The 20,811-nt window shown below is 47.8% G+C and carries 19 protein-coding genes; 10 read left to right on the forward strand and 9 right to left on the reverse strand.

The genetic code is table 11. From position 1 onward, the window contains the following. Positions 1–6: 6 nt before the first annotated feature. Together CHH60_RS06360 and CHH60_RS06365 are read right to left on the reverse strand one after the other, a co-directional pair. On the reverse strand, positions 7–528 hold the full coding sequence (locus CHH60_RS06360) for a hypothetical protein (protein WP_095358431.1): 522 nt from the start codon (positions 526–528) through the stop codon (positions 7–9). Between the two features lie 45 nt (positions 529–573). Further along, the gene (locus tag CHH60_RS06365) at positions 574–2,220 is read right to left on the reverse strand and encodes a diguanylate cyclase domain-containing protein (RefSeq protein WP_095358432.1); all 1,647 of its coding nucleotides are present in this window, start codon (positions 2,218–2,220) and stop codon (positions 574–576) included. A gap of 272 nt (positions 2,221–2,492) precedes the next feature. Here CHH60_RS06365 and CHH60_RS06370 point away from each other — a divergent pair, with 272 nt between their 5' ends. From CHH60_RS06370 to mnhG, 6 genes are read left to right on the forward strand one after another with little or no spacing between them, the layout of a single operon-like run. Beyond that, positions 2,493–5,492 (forward strand): Na+/H+ antiporter subunit A, encoded by a 3,000-nt coding sequence (locus tag CHH60_RS06370; RefSeq protein WP_441339380.1) that lies wholly within the window; start codon positions 2,493–2,495, stop codon positions 5,490–5,492. 1 nt (position 5,493) lies between these two features. After that, a complete protein-coding gene (locus CHH60_RS06375; RefSeq protein WP_095358434.1) occupies positions 5,494–5,832 on the forward strand; it encodes a Na(+)/H(+) antiporter subunit C in 339 nt (112 codons plus the stop codon). Continuing rightward, positions 5,825–7,303, forward strand: coding sequence for a Na+/H+ antiporter subunit D (locus CHH60_RS06380; protein WP_095358435.1), 1,479 nt, complete (start codon positions 5,825–5,827; stop codon positions 7,301–7,303). Before CHH60_RS06375 ends, CHH60_RS06380 begins: the two co-directional genes overlap by 8 nt. 6 nt (positions 7,304–7,309) lie before the next feature. Next, a complete protein-coding gene (locus tag CHH60_RS06385; protein WP_095358436.1) occupies positions 7,310–7,786 on the forward strand; it encodes a Na+/H+ antiporter subunit E in 477 nt (158 codons plus the stop codon). After that, positions 7,786–8,070 carry a Na(+)/H(+) antiporter subunit F1 gene (locus CHH60_RS06390; RefSeq protein WP_095287537.1) on the forward strand — a complete coding sequence of 95 codons (285 nt, stop codon included), beginning with the start codon at positions 7,786–7,788 and terminating at the stop codon, positions 8,068–8,070. The genes CHH60_RS06385 and CHH60_RS06390 overlap by 1 nt, the downstream gene beginning before the upstream one ends. Then, positions 8,054–8,446, forward strand: a complete 393-nt coding sequence (gene mnhG, locus CHH60_RS06395; protein ID WP_095358437.1) for a monovalent cation/H(+) antiporter subunit G — start codon at positions 8,054–8,056, stop codon at positions 8,444–8,446. The genes CHH60_RS06390 and mnhG overlap by 17 nt, the downstream gene beginning before the upstream one ends. Before the next feature lie 95 nt (positions 8,447–8,541). Here the strand turns inward: mnhG and CHH60_RS06400 are convergent, their stop codons facing one another. The 4 genes from CHH60_RS06400 to CHH60_RS06415 form a co-directional block, all read right to left on the reverse strand. Further along, on the reverse strand, positions 8,542–9,561 hold the full coding sequence (locus CHH60_RS06400; protein ID WP_095358438.1) for an alpha/beta hydrolase family protein: 1,020 nt from the start codon (positions 9,559–9,561) through the stop codon (positions 8,542–8,544). 285 nt (positions 9,562–9,846) lie between these two features. Continuing rightward, complete coding sequence (locus CHH60_RS06405) at positions 9,847–12,051, reverse strand: MMPL family transporter (RefSeq protein ID WP_095358439.1); 2,205 nt, start codon at positions 12,049–12,051, stop codon at positions 9,847–9,849. Between the two features lie 256 nt (positions 12,052–12,307). After that, positions 12,308–12,928, reverse strand: a complete 621-nt coding sequence (locus CHH60_RS06410; protein ID WP_095358678.1) for a flavin reductase family protein — start codon at positions 12,926–12,928, stop codon at positions 12,308–12,310. Between the two features lie 167 nt (positions 12,929–13,095). Beyond that, positions 13,096–14,097, reverse strand: a complete 1,002-nt coding sequence (locus CHH60_RS06415) for an iron-hydroxamate ABC transporter substrate-binding protein (protein WP_255247840.1) — start codon at positions 14,095–14,097, stop codon at positions 13,096–13,098. A 250-nt stretch (positions 14,098–14,347) separates the two neighbouring features. Here CHH60_RS06415 and CHH60_RS06420 point away from each other — a divergent pair, with 250 nt between their 5' ends. Next, positions 14,348–14,941, forward strand: coding sequence for a hypothetical protein (locus CHH60_RS06420; protein WP_095358440.1), 594 nt, complete (start codon positions 14,348–14,350; stop codon positions 14,939–14,941). A 62-nt stretch (positions 14,942–15,003) separates the two neighbouring features. Here the strand turns inward: CHH60_RS06420 and CHH60_RS06425 are convergent, their stop codons facing one another. After that, entirely contained in the window at positions 15,004–16,230 is a 1,227-nt protein-coding gene (locus CHH60_RS06425) for a multidrug effflux MFS transporter (protein WP_095358441.1), read from the reverse strand. Positions 16,231–16,274: 44 nt separating this feature from the next. Beyond that, positions 16,275–17,021 (reverse strand): GTP pyrophosphokinase, encoded by a 747-nt coding sequence (locus CHH60_RS06430; protein ID WP_095287774.1) that lies wholly within the window; start codon positions 17,019–17,021, stop codon positions 16,275–16,277. A gap of 242 nt (positions 17,022–17,263) precedes the next feature. Here CHH60_RS06430 and CHH60_RS06435 point away from each other — a divergent pair, with 242 nt between their 5' ends. Further along, positions 17,264–18,136 (forward strand): alpha/beta hydrolase family protein, encoded by an 873-nt coding sequence (locus tag CHH60_RS06435; protein ID WP_255247841.1) that lies wholly within the window; start codon positions 17,264–17,266, stop codon positions 18,134–18,136. Positions 18,137–18,228: 92 nt separating this feature from the next. After that, positions 18,229–18,945, forward strand: a complete 717-nt coding sequence (locus tag CHH60_RS06440) for a YoaK family protein (RefSeq protein ID WP_095358442.1) — start codon at positions 18,229–18,231, stop codon at positions 18,943–18,945. A 91-nt stretch (positions 18,946–19,036) separates the two neighbouring features. Here the strand turns inward: CHH60_RS06440 and CHH60_RS06445 are convergent, their stop codons facing one another. Continuing rightward, complete coding sequence (locus CHH60_RS06445; protein WP_095358443.1) at positions 19,037–19,948, reverse strand: LysR family transcriptional regulator; 912 nt, start codon at positions 19,946–19,948, stop codon at positions 19,037–19,039. A 141-nt stretch (positions 19,949–20,089) separates the two neighbouring features. Here CHH60_RS06445 and CHH60_RS06450 point away from each other — a divergent pair, with 141 nt between their 5' ends. Further along, entirely contained in the window at positions 20,090–20,779 is a 690-nt protein-coding gene (locus tag CHH60_RS06450; protein WP_095358444.1) for an O-methyltransferase, read from the forward strand. Positions 20,780–20,811 lie beyond the last annotated feature (32 nt).

Genomic DNA, 20,811 nt, shown 5'->3' on the forward strand with positions numbered 1-20,811 from the left:
TTCGTCTTACTCGGCCCATTCCCAGCGATGGGCATACTGCTCCAACTTGGGATGAAGTGTACCCGGCTGGCCATCAATAAGCAGACGAAGTTTCGTAATCCAGTCCTTGAACGAGTCGAACGATGCAAACAGATTCGCCATTTCAGAGGTGAGGTACAGAAAATGAGGCGCCGGATATTCAGCAGTCAGATGACGCAGAGCCGAATCCATTGGTGTGTATTTCTTCCTCTTGCCTTCCAGTCCCTCCACCTTAATACGGAACTCCGTATGATCTCGTTTCCACTCATGCAAGCGGTCCTCTCTCTTATAATACGGCAGTACCCCCTCCTTGCTCATACGCTTAACCGTGTTCTCATGCAGCGGATAAAGGACCAACTGTGTAAATGCGCGCGTATCTGAAGTGACTGCTGCATGTTGAAGTTGTTCATCGGTCACATGCTCGAATGAATCGTAGAAAATCAGTGTACCTTTCCGGCTTGCTGCAGGCGGTTCGTAACCGTACGGAACCGATGTATAATTTCCAGACATGATATTCCTCCAGTCCGTCATCAATTCTTATTTGTTTTGGGTATCCTACTCATCCTGATCCTTGTTCAAATCCACATAGAATGTCATTTTATTCTTGCCCGAACGCTTCGATTCATACAAGGCTTCATCTGCCAAACGGATAATTTCACTCGGATTGCCGCTGTTTGTCGGATACTCGGCACCACCGATACTGCATCCAATATGGATCCGCTCATACTCAATGATAAATGGTTTATTCAAGCTCTGGATAATCTCATTCGCATAATCTTGTGCCTCTTCTTTTGGATTAGCCCCAATGGAACGGAGTACAATGAGAAATTCATCGCCGCCCAAACGAACCGTAATTCCCTTGTCGTGGCTGAGGGCCATTAAACGCTGGGCCACTTTTTGAAGCAGGACGTCTCCGGTTTGGTGTCCAAGGGTATCATTCACACTTTTGAATCCATCCAAATCCAGATAGAGGAAAGTCAATGTGTGATCCGTACTCTCCGTCTCAAGTGATTCCTCCAAATAAACTTCGAGTGCTGTCCGGTTTGGCAAACCTGTCAGTTGGTCGTAATGGGCCAAATTCTGCATAAAAACGAGTTCCGAGTCTTTATTGGTAAGTGCGGTTAGCATGCCCCTGAGCGAGCGACATAACACTTCGATCTCCTTAATCCCCCTGTTCTCCGGAATCTGCACCTCATTACCTGCACGAAGTTGGTCTGCCACTTTAGTTAATCGAGTAATTGGCGAAGAGATCAGGCGAGAAAGCAACCATCCAATGAGCGCAAATAATACGGTAACGGCAAGCCCCGCCCAAACGTTGAACCATAACATATCGGATACGGAAGCAAAAGCCGTTGATTTGAGCTGGCGAACGACAACAGTCCACCCGAGACCGGGATAATCCAGATGACCCTGGCTGTATGCGAGTCCGGTAACATATTCCTTACCGTCAGCCCACTTCTCTATGGACCAGCTCGTCTTGTTGATCTCCGCTGTTTCCGTTCCGGACAACTTTAACGGTTTGCCAACCCATTCGTCAGGACCAAGCAGCACCGTATGTTCTCTCTTGCTCACAATAAACAATTCAATGTCCTTTTCCCGGTATTTCAAAGGCTCGAGGACGCCTTTCTCCACTTCTTTAGCCCATTCCCAGCTTAAATGCGCAGCCAGTACGCCAGCAATCTCACCATTTTTATATTTCAAGGGAAAACTGATATCGACAAATTGCAGTGGTTCTCCGGTAGGGTTCGGAAGCAACTTGGCTAGAAGCACTGCGTTATGTACGTCTCCAATAAACTTACCCTTGATTCCTTCCTGATACACAGGCCGTTCAGATAAATCTTCACCGCGCAATATGCCGTCTGTTGAGGCAAGTACTTTTCCTTTTGGATCCATGAATCCAACCCAGGAGAATGTGGGAAAGCTATTCTGTAGCTGATTCAGCAGCATCTGTATATCAGCAGGCTCGAAGCGATCTTCAAGTGCAGCCATCTGGCCAAGAAGCTCCAGTTCTCCGGAACGCGCCCACATGAAGCGATCCAGCTTGTCTGTTGTCTGAGAAGCCGTGCTGGTCAGCGAGTGACCAATCTCCGTTTCAACAGCGACCGCTGATTTTTGACTAAAAATATAACCGATCGTTAATGTCACCAGCAAGGACAATATGGCGAAGGTCACGGTAAGTATCGTTCTGAGTTTGTAAGACATGTTGGCCTCCAGTAATCGGTGAAACCATCTTGCTTTTTCAACACGAAATATGCTGTAAAGGGCACACGGAATGTCACCTATTCGTTTTCATCTTTATCGGAATTAATGACCTGTTTTATTATACATGCCTTTTGCATTATTCGATTCCATTTGCTCCGTCAAAACAACCGTGTTTCTTCCATTCAAAGAATAGTCACGATTCTGTATATACATACTTGGGTTATGAATATAGAGAGCAAGCATATCATCCAATGATGAGATGATGATTCAGCATGTCTGTCGTACAGAGAGAACTTCAACTAGAAATTGGGGGTGTAATATTGAGCCTGCTTCATCTTGCTGTTATTTTCCCTTTTGCCATGGGGATTTTGCTTACGATGCTGAACCGCTTTTTCCGTAGAATACATATGGGGTGGCCGGTTCTTATTGTTCCGGCACTGTTGTTCGGTTATTTTGCAAGCCTCATACCTTCCGTGTCTCAGCGAAATATGATATCCGGTTATGTGCCTTGGATTCCGTCACTTGACATTGGATTTAATCTATATCTGGATGGCTTAAGCCTGCTGTTGACACTACTTATTACCGGGATCGGAGTTCTGGTGGTGTTTTACTCCATCTACTACATGGACAAAAAAGAGGATTTGAACCGCTTCTACCTGTATTTGCTCATGTTTATGGGGGCCATGCTGGGCGTTGTTCTGTCCGATAACATGATTGTATTGTACGGATTCTGGGAACTTACAAGTATCACGTCATTCTTGCTAATCGCGTTTCATTACAAACGCAAGGCTTCAACTTCAGGCGCTCAAAAGTCGTTTTTGATTACCGTGTTTGGCGGGTTCGCCATGTTAGCGGGATTCATGATGATGTACTTGATGACTGGAACGTTTAGTATCCGTGCAACCATTACGGAATGGGGACAGATTCAGGATAGTGCATTATTTTTGCCTGCACTGGTGCTGATACTGATCGGGGCATTTACCAAATCCGCGCAGTTTCCCTTCCACATCTGGCTGCCGGATGCGATGGAAGCTCCAACCCCCGTCAGTGCATATCTGCATTCGGCCACAATGGTTAAGGCTGGCTTGTACGTTATAGCCCGCTTCACGCCCATCTTTGGGGGAGAGGGAACCTGGTTTTGGCTGGTCACTGGCGTAGGTCTTCTGACCTTATGTTATGGATCATTCCTTGCTGTGAAGAAGAACGACCTGAAGGCCATTCTCGCATATTCCACGATCTCACAGCTTGGATTAATCATGTCCCTGCTTGGCGTCGGCTCCGCAGCACTCTACTTCGGATATGGCGATTCCTCTGCCGTTTATACGGTTGCAATTACAGCAGCCCTACTTCATCTCTTCAATCACGCGACCTTCAAGGCAGCGCTGTTTATGGTCGTTGGCATTGTCGATCATGAAACGGGGACCCGCGATATTCGCAAGCTCGGAGGACTTGCTTCCTTTATGCCAATCACGTTCACTGTAGCGCTTGTGGGAGCACTTGCCATGGCGGGTATTCCGCCTTTCAACGGTTTCTTGAGTAAAGAGCTGTTCTTCCAAGCCATGGTTGAAGTGACACATCTGCGCATCTTCGGACTTGGTTCATGGAGCATCCTGTTGCCTGTACTCGCTTGGCTCGCCAGCGTATTTACCTTAATCTATGCGCTGATCATCGTGTTCAAAACGTTCCTCGGTAACCGCCGAACGGAGCTTCCGGCGGAGAAGCTGCATGAAGCTCCGGTGGGTATGCTGATTCCTCCGGTAATGCTCGGTGTACTTGTCATTACATTCGGACTTTTCCCGGATCTGCTGGCTGGATCGCTTATCGAGCCGGCGATGGCCTCCGTGCTTCCAGCACTGCTGGACGGAAACGAGCATTTTGACGTTCACTTCTCCTTATGGCACGGAATAACTCCGGAATTAATCATGACCATCGGTGTCATTATTCTTGGTATCATGCTGTATAAACTGTTACCTCGCTGGAGAAATGTGTATGAACATTACCCCCAAGGCCTGACCATTAACAATATGTATCACGTCATTCTGGATAATGTGCAGCATTATGCCCGCAAATGGACGGAAGCTTACATGAATGGATCTGTCCGCAATTATCTGGTGTACATCTTCTCGTTCACCGTTGCACTGCTTGGCTATGCCTTTTTCCGCTCAGGCGAGAATATTACCTGGAATTTCAAGGGGCATGCTCCCTTCTCATTCTATGAAGCGGTGCTGCTTGTCGCCCTGATTGCTGCTGCAGTCTCCATTCCGTTTGCAAAAAACAGGCTCTCTGCGGTCATTATGACGGGTGCTGTCGGGTATCTGGTTACGCTGCTATTTGTATTGTTCCGTGCACCCGATCTGGCATTAACCCAGATGATTGTGGAGACCGTATCGGTTGCGCTGTTCCTGCTGTGCTTCTACCATCTGCCTGAGCTTCAACGTGGCCGGTCCAGCCGCAGGTATCTCAGCGTAAACATGATTGTTGCTATTGCGGTGGGTATCGTAATGACCTTCGTAGCTCTTGCTGCAAGCGGAACAGCTTCGCTGGAGAGCATCTCCAATTTCTTCATTCAGGAGAGCTATGACCTTGCAGGAGGTAAAAACGTCGTCAATGTACTGCTCGTAGACTTCCGCGGATTTGATACGATTCTGGAAATCATGGTGCTGGGGGTAGCCTCACTATCCATCTACTCCATGATTAATCTGAATCTTGAAGCCAAGGATCTCGGAGCGCGATTGAAATTCCGCAAAAAAGAAGAAACCAAAGATAACGATAATCTGGATGAAGAAGCCGATAATACGAAAAAATATGGCAATCAGGAACGCAGCTCCTCCACCTGGGATACCGTTCCCTTACAGAGTAACGATGTGCTGCTGCAAACGACAACCAAAGTAGTCGTCTTTATCATTTTGACGTTTGCGCTGCATTTGTTCTTCGCGGGACATCATAACCCCGGTGGCGGTTTCATTGGTGGACTGGTCACAGCCGCTGCACTGGTCTTGATTGCTCTTGCATTCAGTACGGATACGGTACGCAAGGCGCTGCCCATTGATTTTCGTACGTTGACGGCTGTTGGATTAGCTATTGCCCTGTTGACGGGGGCCGGCTCCTTTTTATTCGGGGTTCCCTTCCTCAGTCAGACCTTCGGTTATTTCGAACTTCCTTTGCTGGGAGAGACGGAGCTTGCGACCGCGATGCTGTTCGATCTCGGCGTGTATATCGCTGTCCTTGGTGTCACCATGACCATCATTCTACAGATCGGGGAGGATCGCTGATATGGAAATATTGATGTGCGTTGCCGTTGGCATACTATTTGCCGTCGCCGTCTTTTTAATCTTGTCACGGAGCCTGCTCCGAATCGTGTTAGGCATGTCCATCCTCACGCATGGGGTGCATCTGCTGCTGATTACGATGTCACGTCTTAAGACAGGTGCTCCTCCCTTGCTGGGAGAAAATGCAGAAAGCTATGTCGATCCGCTGCCCCAGGCGCTGATTTTGACTTCCATTGTCATCAATTTCGGGCTAACTGCTTTCTTCTTTGTTCTGTCCTACCGCTCTTATCTAAAATTGAGAACGGACGATATGGAAGAAGTAAGGGGGCGCCCATATGAATAACCTTGTGGTTCTACCTTTGCTTCTACCGCTAATTACAGGTGTTATTACCATACTGTTTTTCCGTAAAGTCCGCATTCAACGCATAGTCAGTGTCATTGGGACACTATTGACCGCTGCTGCATCAACCGTTTTAATTACACAGGTCGCGAGCTCGGGCGTACAAACCCTTAATATGGGCGGCTGGGCTCCACCGTACGGTATCGTTCTGGTAGCTGATATGGTATCTGCACTGCTCGTTGTGGCTGCTTCCATCATTGCTCTGGCATGTCTGCTGTATGCTTTCCGAAGCATTAACCAAGAGAGGGAGGAGCATCATTTCTACGTCTTCTTTCACTTTCTGATTGCAGGCGTGAACGGTTCTTTTCTGACAGGCGATCTGTTTAACCTCTTTGTCTGTTTTGAACTGATGCTGATCTCTTCCTACGCACTAATTGTGCTGGGAGGAACGGAAAGACAGCTTCGTGAAACGATCAAGTATGTCCTGATCAACATCGTTTCTTCCGCTTTGTTTGTCGCCTCCATCGGCTTCCTGTATTCGGTAACAGGCACGCTGAATATGGCGGACTTGTCCAATCGGATTGCCGAGGTGGGTCAGAGTGGTGTAATTACTCTGATTGCTGTCCTGTTTCTCATTGTGTTCAGCATCAAAGCGGGTCTGTTCCTCTTCTTCTGGCTATCAGGCTCCTATGCAGCTCCGCCTGCCGTAGTAACGGCTTTGTTCGCCGGATTGCTGACCAAAGTAGGGCTGTACGCGATTGTGCGCACATTCACGCTCATTTTTTATCATGATCCGGATTTCTTCAATGCCTTAATCGGCTGGATGGCTGGCGCAACCATGATCCTCGGGGTAATTGGCGCCATCTCCTATCGTGACGTGAACAAAATTTTGGTCTATAACGTGGTTGCAGGTGTCGGGTTTGTGGCCTTCGGCATGGCCGCTGCAAGTCGTCAGGCTCTGGAAGGGCTGCTCTTCTACATGCTGCATGACATGTTGATCAAAACGCTGCTCTTCTTGCTGGGAGGTGCCCTGATCGCCGTTGCGGGTACGTCCAAACTTGAAAACATGGGTGGATTGCTCCATCGTTATCCGCTGCTTGGATGGATGTTCTTCATCAGCGCACTTGCCCTGGCAGGTATTCCTCCATTCAGTGGTTTCCCGGGTAAGCTGCTGCTCTTCGAGGGTGGCTTGCAGGCCGGCCTATACGGTCTTACAGGAATTGCGGTACTCTCCAGCCTGCTGATGCTCTACTCGGTCCTGCGCATTTTCATTCAGGCCTTCTGGGGCGAACCGCCAGCAGGTATCGTTAGACGGCCTTACGCGGTAAACGGACTCTTAATCCCTGCAGGCATCCTGTTCATATTTATTATCGTCATGGGCTTGGGGGCTGAAGGAATGTTTCAGCTAACCTCCCGCGCAGGCGACATTCTGCTGCATCCCAATATTTATATTGATGCAGTATTGAAGGAGTAGATGCTTATGGCCTTTCAGATCATACTAAATCTTATCATTGCCTTTGTATGGATGTTTCTGAACAATGCCTGGAATGGCATTGGTTTTCTTATTGGTTACCTGCTCGGTCTGCTGTTAATCGGGAGTATGCGGCGGTTCTTCCCCCAGCGCTTCTATATCGTTCGAGTCTGGGCCATCATGAAGCTGCTTTATCTGCTGTTCAAGGAATTAATACGAGCCAGTATTGAGGTTATACGCCAGATTATCAAGCCCAGGCTTGAAATTCGTCCTGGCATTTTTACCTACCGGACTCAATTGTCTTCCGATTGGGAGGTTACCTTTTTATGCCTGCTCATCTCGCTGACACCGGGATCGTTACCACTTGAGATATCTGGGAATCAACGAAAACTGTTCATTCATGCACTGGATATCAAGGATGAACAAAAAATGAGGGATGATATCAAAAATACGTTTGAAAAAGCCATTATGGAGGTGACGCGATAATGCTATCCTCAATGTTATTTATATCCCTGCTTGTACTGTCCTTGGCCATCCTGGGTTGCTTGTACCGTGTGCTGCGCGGTCCTTCCATGGCTGACCGGATTACGGCCCTGGATACCATCGGCATTAACGTCATCGCCATTGTAGCTGTGCTGTCCATGATGCTTCACACACAGGCCTATCTGGATATCATCCTGCTGATTGGTATTCTTGCTTTTCTTAGTACAGTGGCATTCGCACGTTATATTGAACGGGGGGCGGTATTCAAAAATGAAGGAGATCGTTAATGGAACCGCTGAAATTGCTATCGGTCTGATTGTTCTGTGCGGAGCTTTACTGAGTGCACTTAGCGCCTTTGGACTCATACGATTACCAGACGTTTACCTGCGTGCGCATGCCGCGACTAAAAGTACAACACTCGGTGTGTTTTGCGTGCTCATCGGAACATTTCTCTTCTTCTGGTACTTCGACAACTACATTAGTGCACGCGTACTTCTTGGCATTGTGTTTGTCTTTATTACCGCTCCGGTTGCCGGGCATCTGAATGCGCGCGCAGCATATCGGACAGACGTTCCACTCTGGGAACAGAGTGTACAGGATGAGCTTGAACCGCTGCTCAAAGGTAAAAAAGTCAACCATGAGGCCAAGGATATGATGGAATGATGAAGACCAATTCAATTCCTATTAAAACAACCCCGCAGCAAACGCACCAGTGCGTATTGTTACGGGGTTGTTTTTGGGTCCAGTGACGCGGTGAATTATAAAAACCTGTCCAGCCAATCGTACGCCTTGGCACCACTGATTTCGTGCCCGCCTGCAAAGAAGTCGGCACCCAAAGCATTCAGTGCACCCTCTTGTGCATAGATCTCCTCCAACCTGGTGAAAGCTTCTCTCGCCGCGGCCTGCGGAAATACCCGATCGTCCTTTCCTGCTTCAATGAATAATGGTCTTGGCACGATCAGTCCGATAATATCCGGCAGCTCTGCTTCCCGCAAGATGCCTGGAATGTAATTATCAAGACAGTGGTTCCGGTCCAGAATACTTGCTTGAAAGGTACTGGCATATCCGCTGATTACCGCAGCCTGGAATCTTACATCCAGCGCAGCCGTAAAGGCCGCAACGAGCCCTCCACCCGAGATGCCCATGATTCCAATCCTCTCTGCATGAACTTCAGGGCGGGTAGACAAATAATCAAGCACCCTTATCGTCTCGTAGACACGATGTCCGGCCAGTGTCTGTCCTGCCATGAGCAGATGAGCTGCAATCTTCGTGCAGGAGCTAATTCCTGACGGTTTATCCTTATCCTCTTCCAGTCTTCGATCTCCGAATCCGAGCAATTCTGGAGCGGCAACCATGTACCCTCGCTGCACCAGGGATACGGCAAAATCTTTATGCAGTCCGGGTGCTGCCGCTCGCGGTGAGCCGTCAGGCTCCATACCGCTTATCTCCCGGCTCCCATATCCATGGCCATGACAGGCAATCATGGCAGGCACAGGTGTATTTGTGTTACTTAACTCATTAGGAATCAATACGTAAATTGGCATTCGCAAGCCTGCATAGGTCGTTATTTCCACGCGTTCCCTCACGTAACCCTCGCAGGCAATACGCTCCAACACGACAGCATTCAGCTCTGCATCATCAGCCGGAAAACCACCAAGTCGTGCACGTATTCTTGAACGCAGCTGTTCACTCCATTGTTCCAAAGGCTGTCCTGCCTGATATGCATAACGTCCGCGTTTAGTTGTTTGTTGTTGCAGATAAGATTCAATCGCAGTCATTAATGGTAAACCTCCTTGTTCATTCACTGCACCAATCCATATGGAATAAAACATAATAAATGAACTATACGAATCAACATCCGTACTATTTTCCAGTACATTATAGTGCAAGCCCATGGCCTATGAATTTAATATTCATGCTGCATTACCCCAAAACCCTGCTATTCTTATGAAAAAGGAGACATTCCCCTAGCCTGCAAAAGCAGACTTCAGGAATCTCCCTTTATCATCTGATGGCTACCTTATAGGAACATTTTGCAAGCTGGGTAATCAGATCCATGCTGATCAAGCGTTATGTTTTTGTCCTGGGAGCCACCAATTCCATTTTCCCATCAGCTTCATAAGTGCTGGCACGAGCAGCAAACGAATGACTGTGACATCAATGAGCACCGCAGCAGTAATGCCAACGCCAAGCTGCTTCACTCCTTCCACATCTCCAAAGGCAAAAGGTATAGTCACAGCAAGCAGAATGGCAGCAGCCGATGTAATCAGTCGACCTGTTGAAGCAAGTCCCTGCATGACCGCCTGGTCACTATCTCCTGTCAGACGATACAACTCCTGTATCCGGCTGAGCATAAATACGCCATAGTCCATTGAAATACCGAAGACAAGTCCAGCGATAAACACCGGAATCATGATGGCAATCGCCGAGGGCTCCATCCCCAGATGTCCCTGATTGAAGACTAGCACCAATACTCCAAAAGAAGCTGTCAGGCTGAGTATATTCATCAGAATCGCTTTGATTGGAATCAGCAGCGAACGAAATGCCATTAGCAGTACAATGTAATTAGATACGATTACGAAAACCAGCACCTTGGGCAGCTGTCCCAAAATTTCCTGAATAATCTCAACTTGGGAAGCAGCTTCTCCGCCATACCGAATAGGTACCCCCTGAGCGCCTTGTTGCGCGTCCCTGTCATTCATCATGTTCAGCCAGTCTGCAGCCTGTTCCGATCCGGGATCTCCCTTAATGGTCGCCACCAGACGAATAGCATCCTCAGATACGTATGAGGAGAGAAGCGAATCGTGCAAGATCAGCTCGCTGCTCACGCCTCCAATCGGCAAGGTTCTGTTCTGTCCTGGCCTGTACTTCCGATCCATTCCCCAGACGGATTCAATCTGAAGAACATCCTCATCCTTTTGCAATTCCCTTACCTTTCGAAGCGCCGCATTCCAGTGTGATGCGGTTAACCTCTCTCCCGTTCCTCCGATGAGGATGTCAACGGAAGCGATATCCTTTTGAGCGAATACCTGCTGCATCCTCTCTGCAGCTTGTCTGGATTCTATGGTTGCTGGTAATGAGGTTGCGTCCGGAATCGCCATCTCCAACTGCCTAACCGGAAGCACACAGAACAGCAGAATACCTGTACCCAACAAGGTCATCCGTATCGGTCGTTTCATCACTGTGCCAAACCATCGAAGCCATATGGAGGGTTTACGCGGCGGCGTACGGTTTAAAAGTTGCTTTTTTCGTTTAAAGATCCGCTGGGCATAGAGGGTAAGAATGGCTGGCAGTAAGGTCACATTGATTAACACGGATATCATCAGCACCGTCATGGCACCAAGCGAGACACTCAGAAACATGGGGAGTCTGATCCAGACCAGCGACAACAGGCCAAGCAGCACACAAGCGGCAGAAAATAAAACAGCCCTTCCGGCTGTACGCAGTGTCCTCTGGATAATCTCATACGAACTATGCCCATGATCATGCGGAGACAATTGCATCTCATCCCTGAATCTGCTTAGAATGATCAGCGCAAAATCGATGCTTAACGCCATTCCCACCATCGGTATGACATTAATAACGAAATTCGAAAGTTCCACGTAATGCCCCATGAGAGAGGTCAAACCCATGGCTGTGACCACACCGACGATCCCCATAAATACGGCAACAAGTGCCGCATATAAACCTCGAAAAGCAAAACACAGAATAACCAGGGCAATTGGTAAGCCAACGATTTCCGCACGCTCCAGATCCCGAAAGCTCAATTGATTCACATCCTGCTGAACTACGGGCTTGCCGGTTAAACGAATCATTCCTTGATCACCTGCTGTATTCAGGGAACGAAGCTGCTCAATGGGAGCATTCATCCGGTGTGCCGGTACACTAAAATCCAGGAGTGCATATGCCGTACCATCCCGCATCATTGCGCTTCTTCCAGCCTCAAGTGGAGAGATTATGGTTGAAATATGGGGCAGCGTGGCTACCTCTTGCAAATGTCTGTTGACCCAATTCCGAAATTCTGCTGGAGAGGTGCCTGTCTGCTTTTCATAAACGACAATAATCGGATCATCCGGTATTCCGAAGTCATCCTTAAGAATACGCTCAATATGATGTGCATCTCCATGAATCCGTTTCAACCCATGATCCTGAAGAACGCCGGGCAGATTCCATGCCCATACGGCAGATACCCCGATAATAAAAACCCAGCTGATCATGATGAACCGTGGATATCGGCCTATGAGGTAAGCAAGGCTGCGATAACCCATATCCAAGCTCCTCTTCTATCAGATTGGCATTTCATTCTTCATTTATGATGGCTAGCAGCGCCTACAATACAATCAAGTAACACACCAGAATAGTACAAGTCTATTCAACCCAGAAGAAGTTTATGTTCAGCAAACAAGGAAAGACGGACAAGACCTGCACGTTCGCACAGGTTGTCCGTCTTGATTAATCGATTTAGATAATTAACATGAGGATCTCATATGAAAAGATGAAAAGTAAATGACCAAGTGAATGACCTTATACAGGCCGAACTACCGTGAATCGCTCACCAAGTTTAGCGTAATCATTGCCCGCAAGCCGGCTTACAGGCTTAAGATGATCCATCAAAATGTAGTGATGAGCGGGGTCATACACTTTTTCATTAAAGTGATACTGTACGATGCGAACGAGAAGCAGATCCGTTACAGGTTTTCCTTCGTCATTAGACACCGGAATATGCTGATACAGACGGCATTCCATGCGGATCAGTGCTTCCTGTATTCCGGGAACCGCCACAACTGAACTGGGTACCGTCGTCAGGCTGGTTCGCTCCAGCTCGCTCTCATGCGGCTCAAGCAGTGCTGCTGTCTCGTTCATTTCGTTAACGATTGATTCGTCGCAGATATGTACGACCAGCTCTTGCCCTGCAATCACATTGCGGGCGGTATCTTTCATCACTCCATCCTTACGGTTAATGGAAATGGACAACAACGGCGGATCGGAGCTAACGACATTAAAGAAACTGAACGGGGCTGCATTCACGACGCTGCCGTCTTCTGATAGGGTTGTAACAAAAGCAATCGGTCGCGGCACTACCGAACCGCTCATCAATTTATAATTATCTCTGCTCGTCAGATCATTTGGATTCAATGTATACATCATCGACCTATCCCCTTTCCTAATCGGGAACGAATGGTTCCCATACGGACACTGTTACTTCGTAAGTATATATCGGGTCATACTAAAAAAACAAAAAACTCCCTGATGCCCATGGACACCAGAGAGTTGTACGATGATGTGCAGCACACATCATTGTGCCATTTCATTTATTTAACAATGCTTTTCTGGATATCTTCTAGAATTTGCGTGTTGGCTTGCACTCCGCTATACAACCAGCTGCTTGTGCTCTCAAACTCGTATACTTCTCCGTTTTTCACAGCAGGAATACTTTGCCAGACTGCATCTTTCAACGCTTCTGCCCCTGTTCCCTTATCACTGTTAACCAGGAAGAGATAGTCAGCATTCATATCTGCGATTCTTTCCAAGGAAACCTCGGACCAGTTCCCTGTTGCTTTTGCCGATATTTCCTTCACAACTTCAGGCTGCAGCAGTCCGAGTTCATTGTACATGACTTCACCACTGGAGACATTGTTACTAACCACATAAAACTTGTTATTGAAGAGCCAGAGTGCCGCTGCAGTTTTCGTACCACCTGTTGCGGCAGCCACCTTTTCCTTAATTTCTTTCGCTTTTGCATCATAATCGTCAAGCGCTTTTTGAGCTTCATCTGATTTGTTCAACAACTCGCCTATTTTCAAAAGAGCCTGACGCCAATCCTTGTTCACATCATCACCAAGTACATAAGTTGGGGCAATTTTGTTGTATTGTTCGTATTTCTCCCCTTCTACTGTACTCTCGGAACCCATAATGATCAGATCCGGTGAGAAGCTGGCAACAGCTTCAAAAGGAAGTTCGCTTGCAATAGTAGGGACTCCATTCAGAGTTCCTTGAAGATAATCCTGCACACTGCTGCCATCACGTGCTGACCACTGAGCAGCTGGCTTAACGCCAAGTGTTACCAGATGATCTTCCAGATAGGAAGCTATAATGCGCTGTGGATTAGCTGGAATCGTCACATCATGACCCTGTGCATCTTTTACTGTACGTTCTGTTGGAGCTTCTGTCTGTGTCTCAGTCTCCGTTGTAGTATTTGTCTCTCCTGCTGCAGTTCCATTATCTGCAGATTTCGTTCCGCATGCGGCCAGCCACAATGACATGACCATAATCGTGATTAGCAGCATGATTCCTTTTTTATTACTCTTCAACACGTGATTATCCCCTTTCATGATGAACATCTCAATATGAGCTGGCATGGCAATTTTAAAAGAGCTCTATACCCTTCCGTATATAAACCCTGTATGTACTTGTCCATTTCCATTGACAATGATAATTGTTATCAACTGACTTGTCAATCCGGTTTTACCTTTACCGCGTTCGATATCTGGTGATCCATTCACCTTTGGGCGAATGCCGCCATATGATGTTTTCAGAATACGACGATAGGAAGGATGTTCGTAGATGGATTACTTCAATCATACTTATACAGGTTACGAAGAAGACCGCTCTGTACAGTTTCCTCCATTATTCCCGGGTGGCAGCCAGGGAGGGCAGCCTATCCAAGGAATTCCCGGAGGACAGGGATCGTTTCCCCCTTACTTTCCAGGTGGAACCACCGGGGGACAGCCGCCGTTCTTTCCTGGAGGAGGCCAAGGTACGGTTCAAGGCGTTCCCGTACAGTTGTCACAAGGCAATCTGCCTACCCTGTTAAGCGCCTATCCACGTCCGGTTGGGCAGCCACCAGCTGAGATGGTATTTCTATACAATCTGATCAAAAGCAGCCCCGGACTTCTGCCGTTGTTTATCCAGCAGCAACCACAGAATTTGACCCAAGCCGTGCAATTCGCCCAAACAGGCGTAAGCGCCCCAAGGGAGCAGAATCAGCGTGTTCTGCCGAACTTCTGTTACAACCGATGGTCCCTTGTTTTCACCTACAATGACGTCTTTCTCATGTGGCCTGTCACGAATATCTTTGGTTTTGTCGTCGGTTACTTCTATCCGTTCCTGACCCCTGGCATTTTGCTCAATACGCAAATCTTGTTCGCTCTTTGCTAACACATAAGCGCCCCATCCGAAGTCTAGAGCTTCGAATGGGGCGCTTAGATTTTAATATAGATTTAACGGGTCTGCTGACGGTGCCCACGCTTACCGACCATAACCAGATAGAGCAATAAAGCCCCAAGGTCGGCACATGCGATAACGATTCCCATTGGTACCGCGGTTCCCTCTCCTCCCAAGCCGACGAGCGGAGCTACGATCCCGCCAAACAGGAATGTCATGACCCCTATAAGTGCAGAGGCACTGCCAGCTGACTTCTCCTGGTTGGCCATGGCCAGCGCGAAGGAAGCCGTGTTGACGAGACCCACACTGGAAACGACAAGAAATAACGGAACCAAGATGGAGATCAGATTGCCTCCCAATAGGATGGCAATGAGCAGAGATGTGCCTCCCACAGCAGCGGCAACGAGGCCGGTTATGAGCAAACGCGTTTCAGACACTTTACCCGCCAATCTCCCGGCAATCTGACTTGCCAGAATAATTCCGAGACCATTAACGGCGAAGCAGATACTGAACATCTGCGGAGAGACGCCGTAAATCTTTTGCAGTACAAATGGTGAACCCGATATGTACGCGAACATTCCCGCTGCTACAAATCCTTGAGTCAATGCATATCCCATGAACAGACGGTCCGATGCGATTTGCCGGAATGTGACCAGAGTCTGCTTCAAGCCTCCGCTGGATCTTCGTTCGGATGGCAGGGTCTCTCCAAGTCCAAAAATAACGGCCAGTAACGTAAGCACCCCAATAAGACTCAATAAGATAAAGACACCACGCCATGAAGTATAAGCGAGCAGCTGCCCACCGATAATCGGTGCTGCGATAGGCGCTACCCCGTTAATAAGCATCAGCAGGGAGAAGAACCGGGTCAACTCAGGACCCGAATACACATCTCTTACCACTGCCCGGGATATAACAATTCCGGCTGCACCCGCAGCCCCCTGAATAAAGCGCAGCACAACAAAAGAACCCATTGTCGGACTGACCAGACATAGTATGGAAGCAATCGTATATAGCACAAGTCCTGCAATAAGCGGCGTACGACGTCCTCGTACATCACTAAGGGGACCTGCCAGCAGCTGCCCTACAGCAAGCCCGACCATACAGGCTGTTAAACTGAGCTGTGCATACGAAGGAGAGGAATTAAAATCCTCAGCAAGTGTAGGCAGTGCGGGAAGATACATATCCAGAGACAATGGACCGAAGGCAGACAGTGTCCCCAATATTAAGGCCATACGTACACGTGATGATGATTGATGATTTAAGGAGGCTGATGTACTTTTCATAGGGATTAAACTTGTTCCTTTCCTTACGATGTTTCCTGATTGCTTTAGTGTTCTCCGTCTCCAAGCAGTCGCAGCAGGTTGGATGGCAGTGTAAACTGCTGATTGTTAATGATAATGCGGCGCAGCTCCTCTTCATCCCGTTCATTCTCTGCATCTTTGATCTCTTGAATTTCCCGGTGAAGCCTCTCCATCTGTTGATCAAGGGCATTGGCTGAATCTGCTGCACTTTTTAATTCCTTGGTCAGACGTTCAGGAACGTCCTTATTGTATTTATAAAAGATTTTATGTTCAAGGCTTGCCCAGAAATCCATGGCAATGGTACGGATCTGAATCTCAACGCAGGCCCGCTCTTCACCATTGGACATATAAACAGGTACATCCACCAAAAGGTGCAAGCTTTGATATCCATTGGGTTTCGGATTCTGGATATAATCCTTCACTTCAAGCACACGCAGATCACTCTGATTGCACAGCATATCCTTGATCCGATAGATGTCCGAGATAAAGGAGCATGTGATACGAACGCCGGCAATGTCCTTGATATTTTTCTTGATGCTTTCGAAGGTCAGCTCGTGATTTTTGCGAAACATCTTGTTCATGATACTTTCAGGAGACTTCAATCTGGATTTCGTATGCTCAATCGGGCTGTAATCATGCAAGGACTGAAACTCTTCCTTTAAAACTTCAATTTTGGTTTCCATCTGATCCAGAGCAAATTTATAAATCATCATGAATCTGGTAATTTCATATTTGAATTTCTTGAATTGGTCAATCGGATGTGGAGCGTTCATCATGGTTTTCTTCCTTTCTTTTATGCACACTTGAGTAATTTACAGGTATAAGAATTCAGGCTGTCGCACCTGTCTCAGATTCATTATAAAACATATGGAGCCAATAAACGAATTTGTGACACGTGGGCAGTTAGGATTAACGAGAGGTATGGGATCAGATTTTTGACACATGCTACATGTTATTCCATGCTCTGCACCTTGTCATAACCGCATCTATTGACCATGAAAGAGGCTGATTTTTCTTGCTGTATCAAGTGACCTATTCCTCCAATGAATTCAGGGTTAAAGCATATATGTATCTGCCCGAAGGCTGTATAATCTCTTCTCCTTGCCACAAGCATGAGACGGAGGAACATATTGGAACATGCAGCACGGACTTATTACATGATGCGAAATTCCGGCTGCTGGCAAGTCGTTATCCTCCAACGCAAATCGGTAACCATATGCAAGAAAGTTGGCCTGTTCTTATCTATTGTCGCGGAGGCCTTGGCAACTATGGCGGCGTAAAAACAGCCTGGGTGGAGCAGTTTGCGCACAAGGGGTACATCGTGTTCGCTCCCTCGTATCGCGGCAATGAGGGCAGCGAAGGCCGGGACGAGTATGGTGGACATGATATTGAAGACGTGCGAGCCGCATACCGGCTAGTACAAGCACTTCCATATGCCGATTCTTCGCGTATTTCGCTTATGGGATTCTCCCGCGGGGCCATCAATGCTGTGCATACAGCCACCTTTTTCAACGAAGGCCCCCACCATGTACATAAACTTGTGCTGTGGAGTGGTGTTGCTGATGTCGAACGGACATATCAGGAACGAACCGACCTAAGACGCACATTGAAACGTATTCTGGGCGGATCGCCTCGTGCTGTTCCCGAGGCCTATCTTGCCCGATCTCCGCTGGCTGCCGCCTCCAAGCTTCGCTGCCCTGTACTGATCATGCACGGTACAGAAGATACCCAAGTCAACTATAGTCATGGAACCCGTATGTATCATTGGTTGAAACGAAGAGGAATCGAAGTGACCTTTCATGCCTATGGGGGACAGAATCACTGGTTCCATGACAATATCCATGCAGCCGCGGTAAACAACATGTTTGATTGGCTTGCTTCACCTTAGTTTCACACCATAAGTGAACGTACGGTCTTTATTTTATGGGATGATGCTGTATACTTGAGGGGTTGAGCATTTCTTGAAAGGACGGATTCACCATGCAGCAACCTCTGCAAAAGTATTCACTTCTGCTTCTATGTCTAGCGGCCGGAATGGTCGATGTCATTGGATATCTGGGACTGGGGCATGTACTTACTGCGAATATGACCGGCAATATCGTCCTGCTGGGAATCGCGATTGCCCGTGCGCAGGAGTTTATCGTGGTGCGTTCCCTTATTGCTCTGGCGGGCTTCATTGCCGGCAATGCCATTGCCGCACGCATGATCGGTACCAATAAGACCCAAAACGGATGGTCCCCCCGTGTAACCCGTGTTTTTGTTGTCGAAAGCATCCTGCTTCTGATATTCGCGCTCGTTATGATCAGCCCTTATTCAGAACAGCTTGCCTATCTGTTAATCGCCATACTGGCTGCTGCTATGGGAATGCAGACTACAGCTGCACGGCGGATCGGCATCGCCGGGATTTCCACCACAGTACTGACAAACAATCTTGCCGCAGTCGTCGAAGATGCCGTAGGCATTATGCAGCGTCTCCGGCACACGAGTATAGGTTCACTGATGAAGGCATTATCCAATGATTCGTACTTGCGGGTATTTGCCGTAATCATTTATTTGATTGGTGTCATTGTCGCGGCGCTTATGTTTCATAACATCCCTATGATTGCGGTCTGGGTACCGGTTGTCGTGGTTGGAGGCGTGACTTTGCTTGCCCTATACCGGTTTAACGATCAGCAAGGTGGTACAGCAGAACGTTAACATTCGAGTTTGATAAGGCATGTCAATCTTCTTACGAAACATTCTGGGAGGCATGTAGTGTTAGTGTGCATTTCAGATATGCTCCATTCGTTTATCGGATGTCATCTCCGGTAATCCGGGATGCCTCCTCCCGAATTAGCTGTACCAGATGCTGCGCTGCAGGTGATAACACCTCACCAGCTCGGGTACACACGGCAATCTTATTCTTCAGATGAACTCCTCGGACATATACACGTGAAAGCCTGCCCTCACGAACATCTTCCTTCACGACCAATGAGGATATAAAATTGGCTCCGTAACCGGCCTTTACAGCACTGATCGTTTCATTCAACCCGTTGAACTGCAGCGCAATTCGAGGGGCAGCCACGTTATTCATACTGCATAGTGAGAACAGCCGCTCACGCGTCGCACTGCCTTCTTCACGCATGATGAAGGGTTCTGCTACCATCTGGGTCAACTCCACTTCCCGATCAGCATACGGATGCGCTGGATGCACGACAAACCACATGTCATCCTCAAACAACTCATCCCAATGTACGTCTTGATGTGTAACCCCGCTCCCACCGTATACGGCAATCTCAGCCTCATATCGCAGCAGTTGATCAAAGGCCATCCGGGTATTGGTCGTACTGACCACAAGTTCCACATCTTCGTGCGTTTGTTTGAACTTCGCAATCCATCCAGGCAGCAAAAAATTAGAAGGCAAGTACGTTGCCGTTAATCGAATGATGCCTTTTTTCCCTTCCCGCATATCCTGCACAAAGTTCTCCACATCCTGTTCAAGCAAAAACAGACGTTCTGCGTATTCTTTTAACTGCACACCCACATCGGTAAGAACCAGTCGTCTACCCTCTGAAACAAATAAACGAATGCCCAGCTCATGCTCAAATTTCTTCACCTGTGACGAGACCGCAGGCTGGCTAATATTCAGTTCTTCTGCGGCGCGGGTAACGCCACCATATCTTACAATGGCATGGAACAGTCGTAGTCCGTGCAAATTCATTTCTGTCACTCCTATGTCTGCAAAATATATAACTATAATTTATGATTTTATATATAATATATATTTTATTTATACATCTGTAATTATTATAGTTGAATTATGAAATTCAAACTATCGTTTCTGGAAAGGAAAAAAACCTTTATGAAAAACACTGATTATTCTTCTCTTGAGCACACTTGGAGTCAGGTCGACGACTATTTGAATCAGTTGCTTATTCCCTCGGATCCTCAGCTGGAACAGACGCTTCGTAGGAACACAGAAGCCGGATTACCAGCCCATGATGTTGCTCCTAACCAGGGGAAATTCCTTCAGCTTCTGCTTCAAATCCATGGATCAGCACGTGTGCTAGAAATAGGTACGCTGGGTGCTTACAGCACAATCTGGATGGCAAGAGCACTGCCTGAGCACGGAAAAATCGTTACGCTAGAAGCTGATCCACATCATGCGGAAATCGCACGCACCAATCTGGTGCAGGCTGGCCTAATTGACAAGGTTGATCTGAGGATTGGACCTGCATTAACAACCCTTCCTGACGTTCAAGAAGACTACAGAGAGCCTTTTGATCTGATCTTCATTGATGCAGACAAACCGAGCAATCCCGACTACCTCCGATGGGCGCTCCGTCTGTCCCGGCCGGGAAGTCTCATTATCGGGGATAACATCGTCAGAGATGGCGAAGTGATCCATGCAGAGAGTACGGACCCCAGAGTTCAGGGCGTACGTCAATTCCTGAAGCTGATCGCCGATCACCCTCGGCTTGAAGCGACTGCACTGCAAACGGTAGGTAGCAAAGGGTATGATGGTTTGGTTATCGCTCGTGTCATTGCATAATTAAAGCCTTATGACAAAATAAACAGTGGTCA

The sequence above is a fragment of the Paenibacillus sp. 7523-1 genome, from assembly GCF_002276415.1.
GTDB classification, from domain to species: domain Bacteria; phylum Bacillota; class Bacilli; order Paenibacillales; family Paenibacillaceae; genus Paenibacillus; species Paenibacillus illinoisensis_A.